The sequence below is a fragment of the Bradyrhizobium sp. CCBAU 45321 genome, from assembly GCF_028128975.1.
Taxonomy (GTDB): Bacteria; Pseudomonadota; Alphaproteobacteria; order Rhizobiales; family Xanthobacteraceae; genus Bradyrhizobium; species Bradyrhizobium yuanmingense.
In genome coordinates this window covers 205,954-225,408 of record NZ_LFKZ01000015.1, presented here as the reverse complement: position 1 = coordinate 225,408, position 19,455 = coordinate 205,954, and the positions used below count along the sequence as shown (strand labels likewise).

At 64.4% G+C, this 19,455-nt stretch carries 15 protein-coding genes, 1 tRNA gene and 1 pseudogene; 11 read left to right on the top strand and 6 right to left on the bottom strand.

Annotation, left to right across the window (positions count from 1 at the left end):
- Window positions 1–75 precede the first annotated feature (75 nt).
- Window positions 76–1,011: a cyclase family protein gene (locus ACM43_RS03860; RefSeq protein ID WP_036025535.1), complete on the bottom strand. Its 936-nt coding sequence runs from the start codon at window positions 1,009–1,011 to the stop codon at window positions 76–78.
- Between the two features lie 199 nt (window positions 1,012–1,210).
- Window positions 1,211–2,101 carry a LysR family transcriptional regulator gene (locus tag ACM43_RS03855; protein WP_157287546.1) on the bottom strand — a complete coding sequence of 297 codons (891 nt, stop codon included), beginning with the start codon at window positions 2,099–2,101 and terminating at the stop codon, window positions 1,211–1,213.
- Between the two features lie 97 nt (window positions 2,102–2,198).
- Here ACM43_RS03855 and ACM43_RS03850 point away from each other — a divergent pair, with 97 nt between their 5' ends.
- The 8 genes from ACM43_RS03850 to ACM43_RS03815 all read left to right on the top strand — a co-directional run bounded on the left by ACM43_RS03850 (window position 2,199) and on the right by ACM43_RS03815 (window position 10,090).
- Window positions 2,199–3,179: an NAD(P)H-dependent flavin oxidoreductase gene (locus tag ACM43_RS03850; protein ID WP_271538113.1), complete on the top strand. Its 981-nt coding sequence runs from the start codon at window positions 2,199–2,201 to the stop codon at window positions 3,177–3,179.
- A gap of 180 nt (window positions 3,180–3,359) precedes the next feature.
- On the top strand, window positions 3,360–4,436 hold the full coding sequence (locus ACM43_RS03845; RefSeq protein ID WP_271538111.1) for an NAD(P)H-dependent flavin oxidoreductase: 1,077 nt from the start codon (window positions 3,360–3,362) through the stop codon (window positions 4,434–4,436).
- 76 nt (window positions 4,437–4,512) lie between these two features.
- Complete coding sequence (gene gatC / locus ACM43_RS03840; protein WP_157287346.1) at window positions 4,513–4,800, top strand: Asp-tRNA(Asn)/Glu-tRNA(Gln) amidotransferase subunit GatC; 288 nt, start codon at window positions 4,513–4,515, stop codon at window positions 4,798–4,800.
- A gap of 14 nt (window positions 4,801–4,814) precedes the next feature.
- Window positions 4,815–5,027: a hypothetical protein gene (locus ACM43_RS03835; protein ID WP_109143519.1), complete on the top strand. Its 213-nt coding sequence runs from the start codon at window positions 4,815–4,817 to the stop codon at window positions 5,025–5,027.
- Window positions 5,024–6,499: an Asp-tRNA(Asn)/Glu-tRNA(Gln) amidotransferase subunit GatA gene (gene gatA / locus ACM43_RS03830; protein WP_271538108.1), complete on the top strand. Its 1,476-nt coding sequence runs from the start codon at window positions 5,024–5,026 to the stop codon at window positions 6,497–6,499. The genes ACM43_RS03835 and gatA overlap by 4 nt, the downstream gene beginning before the upstream one ends.
- Window positions 6,490–6,792 carry a hypothetical protein gene (locus ACM43_RS03825; protein ID WP_156447234.1) on the top strand — a complete coding sequence of 101 codons (303 nt, stop codon included), beginning with the start codon at window positions 6,490–6,492 and terminating at the stop codon, window positions 6,790–6,792. Before gatA ends, ACM43_RS03825 begins: the two co-directional genes overlap by 10 nt.
- Window positions 6,789–8,267: an Asp-tRNA(Asn)/Glu-tRNA(Gln) amidotransferase subunit GatB gene (gatB, locus tag ACM43_RS03820; RefSeq protein WP_271538107.1), complete on the top strand. Its 1,479-nt coding sequence runs from the start codon at window positions 6,789–6,791 to the stop codon at window positions 8,265–8,267. The genes ACM43_RS03825 and gatB overlap by 4 nt, the downstream gene beginning before the upstream one ends.
- Before the next feature lie 1,556 nt (window positions 8,268–9,823).
- Complete coding sequence (locus tag ACM43_RS03815; RefSeq protein WP_157287348.1) at window positions 9,824–10,090, top strand: hypothetical protein; 267 nt, start codon at window positions 9,824–9,826, stop codon at window positions 10,088–10,090.
- 59 nt (window positions 10,091–10,149) lie between these two features.
- Here ACM43_RS03815 and ACM43_RS03810 read toward each other — a convergent pair whose 3' ends face one another.
- On the bottom strand, window positions 10,150–12,321 hold the full coding sequence (locus ACM43_RS03810) for an O-linked N-acetylglucosamine transferase, SPINDLY family protein (RefSeq protein ID WP_271538106.1): 2,172 nt from the start codon (window positions 12,319–12,321) through the stop codon (window positions 10,150–10,152).
- Window positions 12,322–12,697: 376 nt separating this feature from the next.
- Window positions 12,698–12,790, bottom strand: a tRNA-Ser gene (locus ACM43_RS03805).
- A 759-nt stretch (window positions 12,791–13,549) separates the two neighbouring features.
- Here ACM43_RS03805 and ACM43_RS03800 point away from each other — a divergent pair.
- The gene (locus tag ACM43_RS03800; protein WP_271538105.1) at window positions 13,550–15,079 is read left to right on the top strand and encodes a porin; all 1,530 of its coding nucleotides are present in this window, start codon (window positions 13,550–13,552) and stop codon (window positions 15,077–15,079) included.
- A 121-nt stretch (window positions 15,080–15,200) separates the two neighbouring features.
- Window positions 15,201–15,512 (top strand): DUF3551 domain-containing protein, encoded by a 312-nt coding sequence (locus tag ACM43_RS03795; protein ID WP_333919198.1) that lies wholly within the window; start codon window positions 15,201–15,203, stop codon window positions 15,510–15,512.
- Window positions 15,513–15,612: 100 nt separating this feature from the next.
- Here the strand turns inward: ACM43_RS03795 and ACM43_RS38735 are convergent.
- Together ACM43_RS38735 and ACM43_RS03790 are read right to left on the bottom strand one after the other, a co-directional pair.
- Window positions 15,613–15,738: pseudogene (locus ACM43_RS38735) on the bottom strand (DUF3551 domain-containing protein); the annotation flags it as partial.
- An 89-nt stretch (window positions 15,739–15,827) separates the two neighbouring features.
- Window positions 15,828–18,251 carry a lytic transglycosylase domain-containing protein gene (locus ACM43_RS03790; RefSeq protein WP_271538253.1) on the bottom strand — a complete coding sequence of 808 codons (2,424 nt, stop codon included), beginning with the start codon at window positions 18,249–18,251 and terminating at the stop codon, window positions 15,828–15,830.
- A gap of 281 nt (window positions 18,252–18,532) precedes the next feature.
- On the opposite strand from ACM43_RS03790, the gene dapA reads away from it, so the two are divergent.
- Window positions 18,533–19,423 carry a 4-hydroxy-tetrahydrodipicolinate synthase gene (gene dapA, locus ACM43_RS03785; RefSeq protein WP_271538104.1) on the top strand — a complete coding sequence of 297 codons (891 nt, stop codon included), beginning with the start codon at window positions 18,533–18,535 and terminating at the stop codon, window positions 19,421–19,423.
- Window positions 19,424–19,455 lie beyond the last annotated feature (32 nt).

Sequence of the window (19,455 nt, the reverse complement as noted above, 5' to 3'; positions counted from 1 at the left end):
GTGAGGGCAGCGGTGCGCTCTATCGAGACACTGCAAGACCTCACCCGGCTTCTTTCGACGGACGCGCGTGTGGCGTCAGCGGATCGCGATCGGGTTGATCATGGCCTGCACGGCGCCGGTCCAGCGCGGCTGGCCCAGCACGAACAGGAATTCGTAGCCCTTGTCCCGGGCGAGCGCGGCGGTGTCCATGTTCTCGAGGATATAGGTCCCGTTCATCGCGAGCAGAATCTGGTGGACCTCGAACACGGTCTTGCCTTCGAACGGAAGCACCTCGAGCCCCCAGGTGTCGGCGCCGACCGCGACGACGCCCTTGCCGGCGAGGTACTTCGCGCCTTCGACGCCAAGGCCGGGCTCGCCGGCCGAGTAGCGCTTGTCGTCCTTGCCGATCAGGCTGAGCCAGCCGGTGTGGAAGATGACGACATCGCCCTGGCGGATCTCGACGTTCTGCTGCTTGGCGGCTTCCTCGATCTCCTTGACGTTGAAGGCGGTGCCTTCCTTCACCACGTCGGTCTTGAAATAGGCGGCCATGTCGAGCAGCACGCCGCGGGCGACCATCGGCGGCACCTTCTCGATGCCGAGCTTCTTCAAGCCATTGGGATCGGCGAAATCGGCCAGCTTGTTGCCGTTGTAGTAGACGTGCTCGACGCCGAGATGGCCGAGCCCGTCGAGCTGACTGCCGATGCCGACCCAGCTGTCGAGGATGTCATCGTTGTAAGTGGCCTTGTTCGGACCGAGACCCGGGGTGCCGGCCTGTCCGGGCTGCACGATGGTGAGCTTGAAGGTGCGCGGCGGGTAGGCGGGCGTCTGCGGCGTGACGGGGATGCCGAGGGCGTAGGTCTTGCCGGTCTTCACCAGCGATGCCGCCTTCACCACGAGCTCGGGCGTCATGTAGTTGGCGGCGCCGATCTCGTCGTTCGGCCCCCATTTCGATTTGGTCCAGTCCTGTGCACTTGCGGTTCCTGAAATCGCCGACAACGCAGCGACGCAGCACAACACGAGCGTATTGCGCATCAATAGTCCTCCCGATGTTTCTGCCGGTGTTTGGCTTCGTTTATGGTTTCGCGCTGGCCAGTCACTCATCCTAACGTAGAAGAAGCGGGGGCTTCAAAGCTTTTCGAAGTGCTGCGCTGCGATGGCGGCACGCAGCGCGGATCGATTCAAACGCGATGGATTTGTGACGAATTTCGTGGCGTGGAACGTTGGCGCTCCGTCATGCCGCGATGACGTCCTCGTCCTTCTTCAGGCAATCGGCAAAACCGCTCAGCGCGCTGTATTGATGTCCGGCGCGGCGCTGGATGAAGAGTGTTTCGACACGGGCATGTGACGGGCTCAGCGTGTGGACGGCGACGGCGCCGTTCATCGCGCTGCGTTCCACGACGGCGCGCGGCAGCAGCGTCACGCCCATGTCGGCGGCGACGCAGCCGATCATGCCGTCGAGCGTGCCGAGCTCGAAGCGCGCCGCCGACGGCCAGCCGAATTCGACGAAAATCTGTTCGAGCCGCTGGCGATAGGTGCAGCCGGTGCGGAACACCAGCGCGGTCGGACCCGACTCCGACGTGCCGGCGCGCAGCTCGGCGAGCGAGGCCCAGCGGCGCGCGCTGACCAGCACCAGCTCTTCGCCGAACGCGCTCGTCGTGGAGAGGTCGTCATGCGCGATGGGTCCGGCGACGAAGGCGCCGTCGAGCGTACCGTCGAGCACGCTCGCGACGAGGTCGGCGGTCGGCGCGGTGCGCAAGGAAAGGCGCACGGCAGGGAAGCGGCGGTGGAAATCGGCGAGCAGCGGCGGTAATCGCACGGCTGCCGTGGTCTCCATCGAGCCGATCGCGAGCGGTCCTTTCGGCTCGCCATCGTCACGCGCGGCGAGCAAGGCTTCGCGCGACAGCGCCGCCATTTTTTGCGCATAGGGGAGGAGGCGCTTGCCGGCGCCGGTCAGCGTCATGCCGCGCGAGTGCCGCTCGAACAGCGGCGTGCCGATCTCCGCCTCCAGCGCCTTCACGCGCTGGGTGACGTTCGACTGCACGGTGTTGAGCTCCTCGGCGGCGCGGGTGATGCCGCCGGTGCGGGCGACCGCGGCGAAGGTCTTGATATCGCTGAGTTCCATGGTGTCGTTTCGCTTTTGAGATGGCAGCGTTCGCAACAATTCAATTTTCGAGAATGCTAGTCGCGCCTAGTCTCGCTGTCCAGATCGGGGAGGAGCCATGCCGATGACGACGTCGCTGACCACGCTGCTGGGAATCGAGCATCCGATCCTGTTGGCGCCGATGGATGTGATTGCCGGCAGCCGTCTGGTCGCGGCGGTGAGCCGCGCCGGCGGGTTCGGCATTCTTGGCGGCGGCTATGGCGAGCGGGTCTGGCTGGAGCAGGAGACGGCGAAGCTCGCCGACCTCAGTGCACCGTTCGGGATCGGCTTCATCACCTGGAGCCTCGCCAAGCGGCCCGAGCTTCTCGATGTCGCGCTCGCTGCGAAACCAGACGCGATCATGTTGTCGTTCGGCGATCCCGCGCCGTTCGCGCCCAAGATCAAGGCCGCCGGCACGCGTCTGATCTGCCAGATTCAGGACGAAGCGATGGCGCGGCAGGCGCTCGATGCCGGTGCTGACATCCTGATCGCGCAAGGCACGGAGGCGGGCGGTCATGGCGCTTCGCGCACCACTGTCGATCTCGTGCCCGCCATCGTCGATCTCGTCGCGGGGCGCGTTCCAGTGGTGGCGGCTGGCGGCATCGCGGATGGGCGCGGCCTCGCGGCCATGATGATGCTGGGCGCGAGCGGCGTGCTGCTCGGCACGCGCTTCTATGCTAGTCAGGAGGCCGACGGTGCGGAGGAGGCCAAGCGCCGCATCTGCGTGGCGAACGCGGGTTCGACTGTGCGCGGCATCCTCTTCGATCTCTCCCGCAACAATGTCTGGCCGGCGCCGTTTACCGGGCGCTGCCTGGTCAACGATCATGCCAAGCGCTGGATCGGCCGCGAGGTCGAGCTGATGCAGAATGTTGCCGCAGTCGCTTCCGAGTATGCGGCAGCAAGAGCGGCGGGCAATTTCGATGTCGCGGCCGTGATCGCCGGCGAGGCGGTTGGGTTGATTCATGATATCCCACCGGCGGCGGAGATCGTCGAGCGGATTGCGGCGGAGGCGGAGCAGTTGATCGCCGGGCGGAGAAACTCGGCGGTGGCAGCGGCGTAGACTTCCTACCCTCCCCCTGGAGGGGGAGGGTCGATCGCGCGAAGCGCGAGCGGGGTGGGGTGACAGTCTCTCCATTGAGGCGGTACCCGTGTTGAGAGATCACCCCACCCCGCTTCCGCTACATGCGAACCGACCCTCCCCAACCTCCAAGGGAGGGTAAGAAAGAACGAGAGAACAACCATGTGGCCTGACCGTCGACTGATCGATCTCTTCAAGACCGAATTCCCGATCGTGCTGGCGCCGATGGCTGGCGTGATGGATGCGGAGCTGGTGATTGCGGCGGCGCAGGGCGGGGCGCTGGGGTCGCTGCCTTGTGCGATGATCTCGCCGGAGAAGGCGCGCGAGCAAGTTGGTCTCATCCGCCAGCGCGTCAAGGCGCCGGTGAACATGAATTTCTTCTGCCATACGCCGGTCGATCTGACGCGCGAAGCCGAGGCGCGGTGGAAGCAGCGGCTCGCGGAATACTATTCCGAGCACGGTCTCGATCCCTCCGCGCCGATCGCGGCTGCGAACCGCGCGCCATTCGATGCGGCGTTCTGCGAGGTGGTCGAGGAGCTGAAGCCGGAGGTCGTCAGCTTCCATTTCGGCCTACCGGAGCAAGCGCTGCTGAGGCGCGTCAAGGCGGCGGGTTGCCTCGTCATCTCGTCTGCCACCACAGTGAAAGAGGCGGTCTGGCTGGAAGAGCGCGGCGTCGACGCCGTGATCGCGCAAGGAGCGGAAGCGGGTGGCCATCGCGGCATGTTCCTGACCGACAAGATCGCCGAGCAGCCTGGCACGTTTGCGTTAGTGCCGCAGGTCGTCGATGCCGTGAAGGTGCCGGTGATCGCGGCGGGCGGTATCGCCGACGGGCGCGGCATTGCCGCGGCGTTCGCGCTCGGTGCCGCCGGCGTGCAGATCGGCAGCGCCTATCTGCGCTGCCCGGAATCCAAGCTCAGCGCGGCCGGCCGCAAGGCGCTCGCTGAGGCGCGGGACGATTCCACCGTGATCACCAATGTCATGACCGGCCGGCCTGCGCGGGGGATGCAGAACCGGCTGATGCGCGAGGCCGGCCCGATCTCGCCGGATGCGCCGCCATTTCCCCACGCCGCGACGGCGTTGGGGCCGCTGAAGGCGGCTGCCGAAAAGCAGGGCAGGGTGGATTTCACCAATCTCTGGGCAGGGCAGGCCGTTGCGCTGGGCCGCGAGCTTCCCGCCGCCGAATTGACCCGGGACCTCGCCAAATCGGCGCTGGGGCGCATGAAGGCCCTCGCCGGATAGGGGGAAGCGCCGGTTGCGGCGCAAAACCGGCCTCTGCTATACGGCACATAGGTTTTGCCGTAAGAGGCCTTATATAATGTCCGTCGACGCCGCTACCGTCCGCCGCATCGCGCATCTGGCGCGCATTGCGGTTTCCGAGGACGAGGTTCCGCATCTGCAGGGCGAGCTCAACACCATGCTCGCTTTCGTCGAGCAGCTCTCGGAGGTCAATGTTGAGGGCGTGGAGCCGATGACCTCGGTCACCCCGATGCAGATGAAGAAGCGGCAGGACGTGGTCGATGACGGCGAGATCGCCGACGATATCGTTGCCAACGCGCCCGCGACCGAAGGTCACTTCTTCTTGGTGCCGAAGGTCGTTGAATAAACAGGTTAGGTCCGATGTGCCTGCTTTGCGACGATGAGAAGGCCTATCAGGCCTACATGAATTACCTCGACAAGATGGAACGGCAGGGCAAGGCTGCCGACCCCAATGTCGCCGTCAATGCCGTGCTCGACGAGCTCGAGGCGGCCGCGAAAGCCGCCGCCAAAAAGGACGACCCGGCCGACGACAAGACCCTGTCTCCGTTCTTCTGCAGCCCGATCAATAAATGACCGATTTGACATCGCTGACGCTCGCCGAGGCCCGCAAGGGTCTCGCGGCAAAAACTTTCACGTCGCTCGAGCTCACGGATGCGCATCTGTCCGCGATCGAAGCTGCGCGCGTGCTCAATGCCTTCGTGATGGAGACGCCGGACCAGGCGCGCGACATGGCCAAGGCGGCGGACGAGAAGATCGCCAGGGATGAGGGCGGCCCGCTCGCCGGCATCCCGCTCGGCATCAAGGATCTGTTCGCGACCAAGGGCGTGCGCACCACGGCGTGCTCGAAGATCCTCGGCAATTTCGTGCCGACCTATGAGTCCACCGTCACCTCGCAGCTCTGGCGCGACGGCGCGGTGATGCTCGGCAAGCTCAACAATGACGAGTTCGCGATGGGCTCGGCCAACGAGACCTCGTGCTTCGGCCCCGTCGGCAATCCCTGGCGGCGCGAGGGCAGCAACACGACGCTGGTGCCGGGCGGCTCGTCCGGCGGCTCGGCCTCGGCCGTGGCGGCGCTGCTCTGCATGGGCGCGACCGCGACCGATACCGGCGGCTCGATCCGCCAGCCGGCCGCGTTCACCGCGACCGTCGGCATCAAGCCGACCTATGGCCGCTGCTCGCGCTGGGGCATCGTCGCCTTTGCCTCCTCGCTGGACCAGGCGGGTCCGATCGCGCGCAGCGTACGCGATGCCGCGATGCTGCTCCGCTCGATGGCGGGCCACGATCCCAAGGACACGACGTCGGTCGATATCCCCGTACCGAATTACGAGGCGGCGATCGGCAAATCCGTGAAGGGCATGAAGATCGGCATCCCCCGGGAGTATCGCCTCGACGGCATGCCGGCCGAGATCGAGAAGCTTTGGGAAGCGGGCGCGGCGTGGCTGAAAGCGGCGGGCGCCGAGCTCGTCGAGGTGTCGCTGCCGCACACCAAATACGCGCTGCCGGCCTATTACATCGTGGCGCCGGCGGAGGCTTCGTCGAATCTCGCGCGCTATGACGGCGTACGCTACGGCCTGCGCGAGCAGGGTAAGAACATCACCGAGCTCTACGAAAACACCCGCGCCGAAGGCTTTGGCGCAGAGGTGCGCCGCCGCGTCATGATCGGCACCTACGTGCTCTCGGCCGGCTATTACGACGCCTATTACCTGCGCGCGCAGAAGGTGCGCACGCTGATCAAGAAGGATTTTGAGGACTGCTTCGCCAAGGGCGTCGACGCCATCCTCACCCCGGCGACGCCGTCGGCGGCCTTCGGCATCGGCGAGAAGGGCGGCGCCGACCCGGTCGAGATGTATCTCAACGACATCTTCACGGTGACCGTGAACATGGCGGGCCTGCCCGGCATCGCGGTGCCCGCCGGCAAGGACGCGCAGGGCCTGCCGCTCGGGCTGCAACTGATCGGCCGTCCGTTCGATGAGGAGACGCTGTTCTCGCTCGGCGAGGTGATCGAGCAGGCCGCCGGCCGCTTCACGCCCGCGAGGTGGTGGTGAATGTCGCTGATTTCATCGCGAGCCTCGGCGGCGCGGCGCCCGCGCCGGACCTGAACGCGCCGCTCGCCGGCCTCTGGTGGGCGGCGAAGGGCGACTGGGACCGCGCGCACACGATCGTTCAGGACGAGAGCAGCCGCGAGGCCGCCTGGGTGCACGCCTATTTGCACCGTGTCGAAGGCGATCTCGGCAATGCCGGCTATTGGTATCGCCAGGCCGGTCAGCCGGCGGCAAAGGATTCATTGGAAGCGGAGTGGGAGCGGATCGCTGCCACGCTGCTCGGGAGCAGGACATGAGCACGGCCACGCACAAGCTTCTCAAGGGCTCAACCGGTGACTGGGAGATGGTCATCGGCATGGAGATCCATGCCCAGGTGACCTCGAACGCCAAACTGTTCTCAGGCGCGTCCACCGCCTTCGGCGGCGAGCCGAACAGCCAAGTGTCGCTGGTCGACGTCGCGATGCCGGGCATGCTGCCGGTCATCAACGAGGAATGCGTCAGGCAGGCTGTCCGGACCGGGCTCGGCCTCAACGCGCAGATCAACCTGCGCTCGGTGTTCGACCGCAAGAACTATTTCTATCCGGACCTGCCGCAGGGCTACCAGATCAGCCAGTACAAATCGCCCATCGTGGGCGAGGGTGAGGTGATCATCGATCTCGATGGCGGCAAGACGGCCACCATCGGTATCGAGCGGCTGCATCTGGAACAGGATCCCGGCAAGATGCTGCACGACCGTTCGCCGTCGCTGTCCTACATCGATTTCAACCGCTGTGGCGTGGCGCTGATGGAAATTGTCTCGAAGCCTGACATCCGCGACGCCGAGCAGGCCAAGGCCTATGTGACCAAGCTGCGCTCGATCATGCGCTACCTCGGCACCTGCGACGGTGACATGGAGAAGGGATCCTTGCGCGCCGACGTCAACGTGTCCGTGCGCAGGCCCGGCGCGCCGCTCGGCACCCGCTGCGAGATCAAGAACATGAACTCGATCGCCTTCATCGGCCAGGCGATCGAGTATGAAGCGCGGCGCCAGATCGAGATCCTGGAGGACGGGGGCGAGATCGAGCAGGAAACGCGCCGGTTCGATCCCAACAAGGGCGAGACGCGCTCGATGCGGTCGAAGGAGGAGGCGCACGATTATCGTTACTTCCCCGACCCCGACCTGTTGCCGCTGGAGTTCGGCCAGGACTTCGTCGACGCGCTGAAGGCGAAGCTGCCGGAGCTGCCGGACCAGAAGAAGGCGCGCTTCGTCGCCGATTTCGGCCTCTCGGCCTATGATGCGAGCGTGCTGGTCGCCGAGCGCGAGAGCGCGCTGTTCTACGAGACGGTGCTCGACAAGCTCGCTAGTCGCGCCCGCGACGGCAAGATGGCGGCGAACTGGGTGATCAACGAGCTGTTCGGCCGCCTCAACAAGGAAGGCCGGGATATTACGGCCTCGCCCGTCAATGCCGCGCAGCTGGCTGCGATCGTCGACCTGATCGGCGAGGGCACGATCTCGGGCAAGATCGCCAAGGATCTGTTCGAGATCGTCTGGCAGGAGGGCGGCGATCCCCGCGCGCTGGTCGAAAGCCGCGGCATGAAGCAGGTCACGGATCTCTCGGCGATCGAAAAGGTGGTCGACGACATCATCGCGGCCAATCCCGACAAGGCGGCGCAGGTGAAGGACAAGCCGCAATCGCTCGGCTGGTTCGTCGGCCAGGTGATGAAGGCATCCGGCGGCAAGGCCAACCCGCAGAGCGTCAACGACCTGCTCAAGTCCAAGCTCGGCGTCTAAGCCTCACGTTCGAACGAGGTGACGGACACGTCTCGTCACCTCGCTTTCGGTTGTCGCTGCGACGCTCGCGCGCATCCGCGAACGGCAAACTCCATCCGATCGATGGCGATGCGGTGGGGCGAATCGCCGCCGCGCGATTCGCCGGAAACGGCGGCTTGGACGCGCTCCGGCGAGCGCCCGCGCCGTTAAGCATGAAAATATTTTCGTTGCCAAAAGTCGCGACTCAGAGTCCGCGAAGCGCTTGCGCGAGGCGACCGCGCGGTGGTCGACGCGCATCGTCGCATCGATCGCGCACGATGCGTGCATGCGAAAAAATACTTGCTGCATAGTGTTTTCGTGCAGTCGCATCGTTCGTGAGCGTCGACGATGCGAGCGCTCTGCATGATCGCAAGTGCGCGTCGTACGAAGCGCCTGCGTCGCGCTCGCCAAGCGCACGCGCCTTGCTGCGTCAACACTTCTTTAAGCGAGAAGCTGTTTTTTTCTTCGTGTTGGTGTATTCGGGATGAGTGCATTCGATCCCCGAGTGCACGCAGCGATTAAAGCCATCTCACACATCGGAGGGCAACATGGCCAAGAAAGCGAAGAAGGCGAAGAAGGCGAAGAGCGCAGTGAAGAAGACTGCGAAGAAGACCCGCAAGGTCGCGAAGAAGAAGAAGTAACTTCGCTTCTGAAGTTGCCGGCTCCAGATAGCCGGCACGTCATCAGCGCCTCCTAGAGGTTCTGGTCGACGATAGAGGGTGTCGGCGAGACATCAGGTCAACGGTCGGACCGTTCTATTTCGCGGTCCGGCAGAAGAAACGAGTTTTCTTCGTTCGGTGCGGTTCTCCTCAAACGGGCTCCGCAATTTCACGACAGGCCTTCGGGCCAAAGTGGAATCTGGTCCTGACGTGTTCGCCGACGCCCTCGTTCCCTTGAAGCCGGGGCATTGCCGGCATTCCTCTCCCTCACATCGTTGATTTGACCGCGTCGCGTCCGAGCGCGCTTCTGTCATGCCAGCTTGATCGCTTGGCTTGGAGAGGCAAGGCGGCCTGTGGCGTGATCGCGCGCCGTTTCGCCCTGCGGTGTCGCCGCCCGGCTCCGACGGGCCGATCCAGCACGCGCGGCTTGTCGTGGAACGATTGCGGCGGCTGGATACTGGATCACCCGCCTGCCGCCTTCGCCGAACTTGGACGGCCAGAGACCGAATGCCTAGGCGAAGCCGGGGCGCGGATGACGACAAGAAAAGCAGCCACATGACCTGCGCCACCGCGCGCGATGGTTATCGATGTCCTGAAATCCCAGGGTAAACCGAATCTGACGAATGACAGAAGCGCCTGCGAATCAAGGACTTCTTGAATTCTCGGCAGAGGAGGCGCCCGCCCGCGTTTACGTCTGCTTCATCGCGATGCTTAAACTGCCATTCAAATTTGCCCGCCATCATCGCTTCCAACAAGCCGGCAAACGGCGATGGGGAAGAGTTGAACAGTGCACGATCCCGGGACGGGTCATGCACATCAGAGGTTGGACGGGAGCCGCGCTCGGGGGACGAGGCGGCATAAGAACAAAGGGGATGCGTGATGTTTCAGGGTACTTTCGATCTGGAGACGGCGACGCCGGTCGATGCGAGCGCGCTGTCGGACGTGCTGTTCGAGCGCGGGATCTATTGGGCGAGCGGCCGCTCCGGCATCGTCGATCTCGTCGCCGCGCACAAATGGTTCAATCTCGCCGCGCTGAAGGGCCGCAAGGACGCCGTGGTGCTGCGCCAGGAAATCGCCGGCCAGATGTCGGACGCCGAGATCTCCGCCGCGCAGCGTGAGGCGAGAGCCTGGGTCTGCGCGCACTGAGCGTCACGTCGCTTCGGAACCGGACCTTGACCGTGCGGCGCCATCGCGCCGCGGCGGCTTCATAGTAAGGTTTGCACGGCAAACGAGGCCGGCGCTTCGCCGGCGCGATGCCTGCGCCAGATTTCGTCGAATGCCTTTTCGATATCCCGCGTCATGCGGACAGTATCGAAAAGCGGCCAAGTGGTCCGGCGCGCCGCCAGCTTGCTCCTGAGCGCGACGCGAAGCTCGGAATCGTGCGCGATCCGAAGCGCCAAAGCCTCATATTCCTCCAGCGATCGCGTCACCAGCTCGGGAAGGCCTACGGCGTTCAGGAGACTGGCTGCAACGCGTCCGGCGAAGGCGGTCCCAATGCACGTCAGGACCGGCAGGCCAGCCCAGAGGGCGTCGCTGGCCCCGGTGTGGGCGTTGTAGGGCAATGTGTCCAGGAACAGATCGGCGACCTGGTGGCGCGCCAAATGCTCCTCAGCAGGGACGCGCGGAGCGAACACGATTCTCTCGGCGGCGATCCCCCGCGCAACGGCTTCGCGCTTCAGATTCTCGGTGGCGACCGGGTCACCATCGAGCAGCCAAAGGACGCTTCCGGGGGTCTTGTCGAGCAGCCGCATCCAGACGCCGAACAACGGCGGCGTGATCTTGGGGCTTCTGTTGAACGCGCAGTAGACGAACGCATCGTCCGCCAGTCCGAGCTGGCTCCGACTCGGTGGATTTGACGGGAGCGGTCGCTTCGCGTCGGTCGCCTGGTAGCTATTGGGAAGATAGATCACCTTCTCGGCGTAATAAGGCTGCTCTGCTTCGGGGATGACGATCCGGTCGGCCATGAGATAGTCGACATAGGGGGCGCCCATCGTGCCGGGAAAGCCGAGATAGCTGACCTGGATAGGAGCCGGCCGGCGTGCAATGATTTTCGGCCGCGCACCGGCGGTGAAGCCGCCGAGATCGACGAGAACCTCGATCTCGAGCTGGCCGATCAGCTTGACGACGTCCTCGTCGGCGAGATCGCCGACATCTTCAAAACGTTCGAATGCGGCCCTCAGGCGGTCGCGCATCTGGCTGTCGTCGTCGGGCCCGCAGGAGATGGCGGTGACGTCGAAGCGCTCGCGGTCGTGCGCCTCGAAGATTCCGGCCATCAAATACGCGGTGGCATGACTGCGAAAATCGGCCGACATGTACGCGACCCGGAGCCGGGACGCCGGACTCGGCGTTGCGGGCCTGGCGGCACCGCCGTCGGGGGTCACCTTGGCGACATAGGCCTTCGCGCAGGTCAATTGGCGTGCAGGCGATGAGGAGACATGAAAGAAGGCGAAGGGGTCGATCGGAACGCCCGCCTCGACAGCCTCGTCCATGGCGGTCTGTTCACGTTCGAAACTGCTCCAGTCGGCGCGCTTCCGCTTGAAAGCAACGAGGTTGCTCAGCGCAAACGGGAACGTCTTATCAAGTGCGACCGTTCGTTCCAGAGCCACGATCGCTTGGTCGTCTCGCCCCAGCTGGCCAAGAACCTCAGATAACGCGAAATGGTTCTGTGGGTCGCCCGGTGCAAGCTCGATGGCGCGGCCGTAGCTGTCACGCGCTTCCTCGAGTCGAGCAAGCTGATGCAACGCGCTGCCTCGGTTGGCGAACGCGGCGCTCGACGGTGCGATCGCAATGGCGCGATCAAACTCGGCTATGGCGTCGCGAAGCTGCTGCCGTGCAATGAGGATCGCTCCGCGATTGAGATGCGCGTCCGCGAAGTTCGGAGCCAGGGCGATTACTTTCGCAAGCCAGACGAGCGCATCGTCCGGCTTGTTCAGCGCGCGCAGCACGTTGGCATAGTTGAAAAGAACGTCGGGATTGCCGGGGTCGACACGTGCAGCCTTCTTCAGCAAAGGCTCGGCGTCCGCAAAATGGCCGCGCTGGGCGTGCAACAGCCCCAGCATATGGAGCGCGACGGCATGCGTTCTGCTCCCCTTCAGGATGGTCGTGTAGGCCCGTTCCGCTTCCGACAGATTGCCCGAACGGTGCGCCGCAATTGCCTGGTCCAGAATAGCTGACGGATGGATTGAGGAGGGGGCCGAGGCTCCCTTGTTGCGGCCTTGTTGCGACATGCGATGGGTTTCTCGACCCGACGTAGGGGGGTCTGTGCTCGGGCGAAATGGTGCAAAAACTCTAGTCACCTTTGCCCGCGAGAACAACGGCCGCGCCGCCTGCGCTTGTTTCGCACGGGCAGGCCCGGTGCCGTGAAGTTTCTCCGTCACGCCGCCGCCTAGAAACCGACGGCATGAGCAACCAGGCTACGAATAGACGATGGCTGCCGATTCAGATCGCTCCCGACGAGTGCGACCTGGAGCTCGGGCGTCTGCACCAAACAGGAATTGTGCCATGGTCCTTTCCATGCCGGCGCAAGAGCGGCATCTGGTTCAATGTTTGGGCCGACGAGGCCGTGCTGATAGCGCCCTCGCATTGGCGGGTCTGGCGATCCGGCATTTTGGGTGGGGGCTCACATATATAAGGAGCGCGCGAATCGGGGGGCTCGCCGCCCTCATCCTTCTGCGGAACTTTCGTGCCGGCGTCGCCCTTCGCCTTCCGCTGGACGCGCGCAGAGACCTTGATTCTGCTTCCGGGATTCTGGGGTGGCGGAGAGGGAGGGATTCGAACCCTCGATACAGCTTGAGACCGTATGACGCTTTAGCAAAGCGTTGCCTTCAGCCACTCGGCCACCTCTCCGGTGCGAGCCTTATGCATCTATTTGCTCGGGCTGGTCAATTTGGAAGCGCGTGTTTTCGCTCGAATATTCCCAGTGATTTGCGAAACGAGACGGGTTTGCGCTCGAACGAGGGCATGGCGCTGAATTTGCGAGGAAATTCAAAGGTGCAAAGAAAGGACGAGCACCTCCAGATCCTGCTTCGCCGAGCTGTCCGGCCCGGTCGTCCCGCCCCGCAACCTCCATATCTCCATATAGAGAGGGATAGAGCGCGCGACCCGGGCGGCCGAGGCATTGCAGGGACCTGCTTCGTCAGATTGCGGCGGGGAGGCAGGTCGATGCCTGCCCATTGAGTCTCCTTCTGATTCCACGATTCGAGCGCCTCAAAGCTGGCTCAAGCCGAGCTCTCGCGCGCGGCGCCTCATGTGCGGAACTTTGATGGCATTTGGAACCGCTCCGAAAACCTCAATGTAAACAACGCGTTATGAGAGCGGTTTGATCACATCTGCGTGTTATTTGTGCAACACCCGTTGGAAAACACGCTGCAACGGCCCGTTTTGGAGCGTTCTCTTGTTGTGTGTGCAAGGACGTTCGGTAATTGTGACTGAGCGACGGAGGGGGGCATCCCGAGGTCGTCCCGTTTAGGTCATTCGCTTAAGTCCCTCGCGTTCATGCGGGTGTGTCCGAAGACGCGAAGGGGCCGAAAGCGGTGATTTAGAGGGGGTTGGGGAATTGGCCGTCCGGTCAGTGACCTTCCCTGAAGAGCAACTTGGAGGTTTAACATGAAGTTGGTTAAGAGCCTTTTGCTCGGCTCAGCGGCGGGTCTGATCGCCGTGGGCGGAGCTCAGGCAGCCGATCTCCCCGTGAAGGCCAAGGCGGTCGAGTACGTGAAGATCTGCTCCCTGTACGGTGCTGGATTCTACTACATTCCGGGCACCGACACCTGCATCAAGTTCGGCGGCTATCTGCGTGCCGACATGCTGTTTAACACGAACAGCGACTACGGCATTGGCCAGGGCGCTCCCGGCGGCGCCAACAACCGTCTGGACAACTACTACCAGACCCGCGCTCGTTTGGACTTCACCATCGATACCCGCACGGCAACCGAGTACGGCGTGGTCCGCACCTACGCCGATACGGTTTTCAGCTGGGATGCCACGTCGGTGACCGGCAGCGCCCCATCTGCCTTCTCGGTCGGTTCGGCTTCGCTCGGCCTCTACCATGCGTTCATCCAGTTCGCTGGTTTCACCTTCGGCCGCACCGTCTCGATCTTCGACGCACCGTGGCAGAGCTATCCGGCTGGCGGTCCCGACTTCCTTCCGGGCGGCAGCAACAACGTCACCGGTGTGAACCAAGTCGCCTACACGGCTGATTTCGGCCAGGGCATCACGGGTTCGGTCGCGTTGCAGGATATGACGACCGCCGCTGGCGGCCAGTCGAACCTTTGGAACGCAAGCGTGACGGGCGTTGCGGGTGCAGTTGGTGGCTTCGCCACGACCGCAGCTGCGGGCGCTGCCTTCATCCAGGGCATCTACGGTGTCAACGATTGGGGTGGCACGCGCATGCCCGACATCGTCGGTCAGGTTCGTGTCGATCAGGCCTGGGGTCTGTTCCAGATCTCGGCGGCGGCGCACGAACTCCATTCGGCTTATTACGGTACGACGGAGCCCACTGGTCATCCGTCGGACAAGTGGGGCTGGGCGGTTCAGGGTGCGTTGTCGATCAAGAACATCCCGACCGGTGCGGGCGACTCGATCAACTTGCAGGCGGTCTACACCGACGGTGCTTCGCGGTACAACTTCCAGAGCCTGTTCCCGCAGACCATCTTCATCTACGGCGGCAGCGGCATTGCCTATCAGAGCGTCGGCTTCGCCGGTATTGCTGATGGCGTGTTTGGTTCCGGTACCGGGATCGAGACCGTCAAGACCTGGGGCTTCCGCGGTGGTTATACCCACAACTGGTCCCCGAACTGGTCGTCGGGCATCTACGGTGCTTATGCATCGCTCCGCTATGGCGATGCGAGCAAGGCTCTGATCTGCGCCAACTTCGCTGCTGCTCTGGCCCCCGTCGCTGGCTCGACCTGTAACCCCGACTTCAACCTCGCGGTTGTCGGTGGCAACTTGGTCTGGACTCCGGTCAAGGGTCTCGCCTTCACGGCTGACGTGAGCTACGTCTGGCTCGACCAGAAGCACTCTGGCGTCGTCACGGGCGCCAACACGGCCAACCTGGCTGTTGCCAAGCCCGCAGCGACCTACGAGCTGAAGGATCAGGGTAACCTCCAGATGCTCCTGCGCGCTCAGCGCAACTTCTAAGATCGACCCTAGGTTGATCGAAGAACCCCGGCAGGAAACTGCCGGGGTTTTTCTTTGCGGGTCATGAAGCGGGCACCTAAAAGGCAGATCGTTCGAGACCGCGGTAAGGGAGCTTCTGACCATGACCATTTCGACGAGCTGGGGACGGATGCTGAGCGTGCTGGCCGTGACATCAATGGTCGCCGGGGTTACGGCCGTGTTCGCACCGGCAGCTGCCGAACCCTTGAACCCCAATTATCCGGTGTGCCTCCAGCAATGGGAGTGGGGCGGCAGCAACCGGATCTACTGCAGCTACCGGTCCTGGGAGGATTGCAAGGCTTCTGCGATGGGATTGCCCGCGATGTGCCTTGCGAACCCATATTGGTCCCAGCCGACTTCGGCCCGCCCGGTCCGCCCGCCTCACGGCCGGTCCGCCCCCGACAGGATGAGGTGAGAATCGGATCCCGTGCTTGAGGCGCTTCGCATTCGCGGGCGAGCGGCGCCCTCGACGAGAGCGGCAGGTCACCATGTTGGACCTTCCACTCCTTGAAGGCATAGGTCGGGTTGGGACCGCAGGCATCGATTGTGCCCGACGCCGCCGCCATGCACTGGCTGCAAGTGGAAAACTGGCAGTTGAGGTATAAGCCAACCGGAGCGTGGGAACGAAACGCTTGTTCCAACCCTATGTCAGATCGCTGGTGCCGTCGACGAATCCTGCCGAGCCCTGCCCAGCAACCAGGCTCTGATTCTATCGGGCCATCGACGGCCGTTACTGCACGCTGACGGCGCCGCGGCGCAGATCGGCTTCGATCTGCAAGCGGGTGCCGCCGCCGAAACGGGCGCGGTAGACTTGAAGGTTCTCCATGATCCGCTGCACATAGTTGCGCGTCTCGGAGAACGGAATCAGCTCGACCCAGTCGACCGCGTCGACCTTGGGGTCGCGCGGATCGCCGTAACGCTCGACCCACTTCTTCACGCTGCCGCGGCCGGCATTGTAGGCGGCGAACGTCATGATGTAGGAGCCGCGATAATCCTCGAGCAGTCCGCCGAGCTCGGCCGAGCCGAGCGTGGCGTTGTAGACGGAGTCGTTCTTCAGCCGCCCCAGGTCGTAGGTTGCGCCGTGGCGCTTGCAGACGTAGCGGGCGGCATCCGGCGTCACCTGCATCAGCCCGTAGGCCTGCGCCGGCGAGACCACCGACGGGTTGAACGCGCTCTCCTGCCGCGCAATCGCATAGATGATGCTGCGCTCGACCTCGGGGCCGATCGGCGTGAACTGAGGAATGCCGTTGACGGGGTAGGCGTAGAAGTCGAACGGCAGGCCGCGGTTGAGCGCGGCCTTGCCGAGCAGCAGCATGCCGCGCGCGTCGCTGTAGCGCTGGGTGAGCTCGCCGAGGCCGGCGAGCGCCTCGGGATCGCCGTTCTCGCCCATGTCGGCGAGCAGCGGTATCGCAAACTCGCGCTCGTCCAGCTCGTAGAGCAGTTGCGCGGCGCGCACGATCTCGAGCCGCTCGGCGCCGCGACCGCGCGGCTGGCTGTTGAGCTCGATCTGCGGCAGGCCGAGCTTTGCGCGCGCGAGCTGGCCGTAATAGCTGGTCGATTGCTCGGCCGCCCGCGCATAGGCATTGCGTGCCTCCTGCTGGCGGCCCATCGCCTCGGCAGCGCGGCCCTGCCAATAGCCGGCACGCGCCAGCGCGGTCGGATTGACGCTGCCGACCCCGATGCGGGCGAAATGCTGCGCGGCTGTCGCGGGATCGTTGAGGAAGCGCAGCGCGATCCAGCCGGCGGTAAACTCCTGCTCGGTCTTGTAGATGTCGCGCGAGGGCAGGGCGGCGTCGCGCGCGATCAGATAGGCGCTACGGAATTCCTCGGTGTCGATCATCTTGCGCGCCAGGAGGCGCCGCTCGATCCACCATTCATCGAGATTGTGGAGGCGACCCGGATCCTTCGGCGCGGACAGCATCAGCTGGGCGGCTTCAGTGAACTTCTCTTCGCGACGCAGCAGCTGGATCTTGCTGAAGACGAAGCCGGGATCGCCGTGCAGCTCGCGCGGAACGGCATCGAGCAGCGCCCGCGCGTTCGGCGCCTTCTTGACCGCGGCGATGCGGGCCTTGGCGAGCGCGACATAGCCGGCGCCGAGACGCTTGGCGGCGCGTAGCGCCGCCTCGTTCTCGCTGCCGTAGAGCAGGTTGTCCATCCGCGCTTTCTGATCGCCCGGCGTGAGCAGGGCGCCGAACTGGTCGAGCGCGTTGTTCTCAGTGTCCTCCGACATCGGATCGGCGCGCCAGGCGTCGCGCACCAGCCGCTCGGCATTGGCGCGGTCGCCGCGCGCCAGCATCGCCCTGGCGAGCGTGAAGCGACCCTTGGCGGAGATTGGCGATTCGTTCTCGAACCACGACCACGCGACGGCCTCGTCGCGCCTGTCGTCCCACATCGCGGCCTCGAGGCGCCGGCGCAGGAAGGTCTGCGACGGCCAGCTCGGATTGGCTGAGAGGAAGGCGCGATAGCGTTCCACGGTCGCGCCGTTGTCCTCGCTGCGCAGGATGATCCATTCGGCGAGCTTTCGCGCGACCGGATCGGAGATGCCGGCCGCGGCATTGGTGGCGTCGGCGGCCTTGCGCTTGCGCACGAGCTCGATGACGCTCTCCAGGGTGTCCTTGTCAGCCTGCGACGTCGATGACGTCGCAGCGACGGCGGCCGGGATGACCGGCTTGCGCGGCGCTGCATGCTGGCGGGTTGCAGGCGCCAGTATGGGAGCTGCGGCCGGTCTGGCCGGGGCCGGCGCAGTCGGTTTGACGGTGGCAGTCACGGCCGGGGCGGGGGCTGCCTTGGGCGGCGCGCCGCTCGCAGTCGGCGCTGCCTTTGGCGCGGAAGCAGGTGCCGTGGCAACGGGAGCGGTGGCCGCAGGCTTGGGTTTGTCTTTGGGCTTGTCCTTCGCCGGTTCCTTGCTGGCGTTCTTGCCGGCGTCCGGCTTCTTCGCGGCGTCCTTGGCGGGGGTGCCAGGCGTACCCTTGCTTGCGGCCTTCGCGGCGTCCTTGCCGGTTCCCTTGGCCGTATCCTTCGCCGTTTCCTTGGTTGATCCTTTGGTCGGGCCATTCGCGGCGTCCTTGGCTGCCGGCTTGGCGGGATCCTTGGTCTCCGCGGCCGTCTCGTTGGACTTGGCGAATGCGGCGCAGTCCATCGACAGCCCGGCCATCAGGCACAATGCCATACCCAGGGATCGCCACGCGGCAGATGCAAAGGAGGTCACGGCGTTTCGTCGCCCCGAATCAGTGAAGTGGCTCAAGACCTAGCTGAATTTGCTTGAATATGCGGAGAAAATACCAACAGCCGCTTACCTCGGGCCGATTTGCACCAGCACCGCGGCAAAATCGCGGCCTAAACCCAGCCTCGCACCGACCCCGGGCCTTTTACCGGCCGGATAGACCCGATATGAAGGGGGCTTGCTCAAGAGATTGCCGCGTACGGAGGAAGTCCATGGCAGCCAAGACGAAATTCCGAGGGTCGTTCACCGCCTTGGTCACCCCGTTCAAGAACGGCTCGCTCGACGAGGCGGCGTTCCGCTCCGTGGTCAACTGGCAGATCTCCGAGGGCACCAACGGCCTCGTTCCGGTCGGCACCACCGGCGAGAGCCCGACGCTCAGCCATGACGAGCACAAGAAGGTCGTGGAATGGTGCATCGCTGAAGCCAAGGGCCGCGTGCCCGTCATCGCCGGCGCCGGCTCCAACTCGACCAAGGAGGCGATCGAGCTCTCCCAGCACGCCGAAAAGGCGGGCGCGGACGCCGTGCTGATCGTCACGCCCTATTACAACAAGCCGACGCAAGAAGGCATGTACCAGCACTTCAAAGCGATCAACGATGCGATCGGCATTCCGATCATCATCTACAACATCCCGCCGCGCTCGGTGATCGACATGTCGGTCGACACGATGAAACGGCTGTGGGAGCTGAAGAACATCGCCGGGGTCAAGGACGCTACCGCCAGCATGGTCCGCGTGTCGCAGCAGCGCGCGGCGATGGGCGAGGACTTCAACCAGCTCTCGGGCGAGGACGCCACCATCATCGGCTACATGGCTCATGGCGGCCATGGCTGCATCTCGGTGACCTCGAACGTCGCGCCGCGCCTGTGCTCGGAGTTCCACGCCGCCTGGCAGAAGGGCGACACCAAGGCGGCGCTCGCGATCCACGACAAGCTGATGCCGCTGCACAACAACCTCTTCATCGAGAGCAATCCGGCGCCGATCAAGTACGCGATGTCGCTGCTCGGCAAGCTGGACGAGACGCTGCGGCTGCCGATGGTTCCGGTGTCCGAGCCGACGCGGGTTGCCGTGCGCAGCGCGATGGTTCACGCCGGCCTGATCAACTGACGCATGAGACGTTCGGGGAGCCTTTCATGAGC